This is a genomic window from Pseudoalteromonas sp. 20-MNA-CIBAN-0454, assembly GCF_040308685.1.
Lineage (GTDB): Bacteria > Pseudomonadota > Gammaproteobacteria > Enterobacterales > Alteromonadaceae > Pseudoalteromonas > Pseudoalteromonas nigrifaciens.
Genome location: NZ_JBEOOB010000081.1, coordinates 1 through 1,506, shown reverse-complemented (window position 1 = coordinate 1,506; position 1,506 = coordinate 1). Strand labels below are relative to the sequence as shown.

The 1,506-nt window shown below is 39.8% G+C and carries 1 protein-coding gene; it reads left to right on the top strand.

Going from position 1 to position 1,506, the window contains the following annotated elements:
• The first annotated feature begins 368 nt into the window (after window positions 1-368).
• On the top strand, window positions 369-1,337 hold the full coding sequence (dusA, locus tag AAEZ22_RS17975) for a tRNA dihydrouridine(20/20a) synthase DusA (RefSeq protein WP_080516805.1): 969 nt from the start codon (window positions 369-371) through the stop codon (window positions 1,335-1,337).
• Window positions 1,338-1,506 lie beyond the last annotated feature (169 nt).

The following is a 1,506-nucleotide window of genomic DNA, read 5'->3' as shown; positions in this document are numbered from 1 at the left end:
AAACAGCGCCGATGATAGTGTAGCATTTGCTATGTGAAAGTAGGACATTGCCAGGCTCCAAATTGTAGAAAGCCCGAATTTAACGATTCGGGCTTTTTTACGTCTGCAGAAAAGTGAAATGTGGGTGGCTGAACTTTGAACGCTGACGTTTTCAATATAAATGGTATCTATATTTTTTGCTTATTCTGATATAATAATGTTTGAATTTAGCGCAGATACGCCTGATTTTATATTCTAAAACACCCCTTTTGATTGTTCCCTACGGTGTAGTTATTTATTAATAATAGATCTAAATGTGTGTAAATAAGCAAAAAAGAGATATTTAAATTGAACGAAATGTACTTAAACTTATATAGCACGGTGTACCAATGAAACCACTCGATAGACGCTTTTCTGTAGCCCCAATGTTGGATTGGACTGATCGTCATTGTCGTACTTTTCATCGTAAAATGACTAAGCATACAGTGTTGTACACGGAAATGATCACCACGGGTGCTATTTTGTTTGGCCGAGGCGACTACCTACACTTTAATCAACACGAAGGGCCTGTTGCATTGCAGCTGGGTGGCTCTGATCCACAGGCTCTTGCACAATGTGCAAAGCTTGCGGGTGAGCGTGGTTATGACGAAATTAACTTAAACGTAGGTTGCCCGTCAGATCGCGTGCAGAATGGTCGTTTCGGTGCTTGTTTAATGGGTGAGCCGCAATTAGTTGCTGACTGTGTGGCGGCAATGAAAGCAGAAGTAAATATACCTGTTACGGTTAAAACGCGCATTGGTATTGATGAGCAAGACTCGTATGAGTTTTTGTGTGCACTTATAGAAGCGTCGCATAATGTTGGGTGTGATGATTTTATTATTCATGCTCGTAAAGCTTGGTTAAAGGGGTTAAGCCCTAAAGAAAACCGTGAGGTACCGCCGCTTGATTATCCACGTGTTTATCAGTTGAAAAAAGATTATCCACAACTCGATTTAAGTCTTAATGGTGGTGTTAAAACAATTGAACAAAGTTTAGAGCATTTACAGCATATTGATGGTGTGATGATTGGTAGAGAAGCGTATAGCAACCCATTTATACTCAATGAAGTGGATGAAAAGATTTATGGTGATATCGCTAACACGCAATCTCGTCATGATGTCGTGCGCTCTATGTATAGTTATATTGAAGACGAAATGCGCTTAGGGGCTAACTTTTGGCATGTTGCTCGTCATATGCTGGGGATTTTTCAGGGGCAGCCTGGTGCCCGTGGATTTAGGCGTCATCTGTCTGAAAATGGCCATGGAAAACAAGCCGACTTATCGGTAATGGATAAAGCTTTGAGTTTTGTACCTGAATAATCAGCTAAGTGAATAATTTAATAAATGAATAAATACAGCCATCTTCGGATGGCTTTTTTGATCCTAAAAAATAGTCAAAAGTTTAGTTTATTGTAAGCGTCTAGCGAACCACACCTAGCATCGATGTTCTGATTATCTAAAAATACCTGCTCAATGATAAATTCGGAGC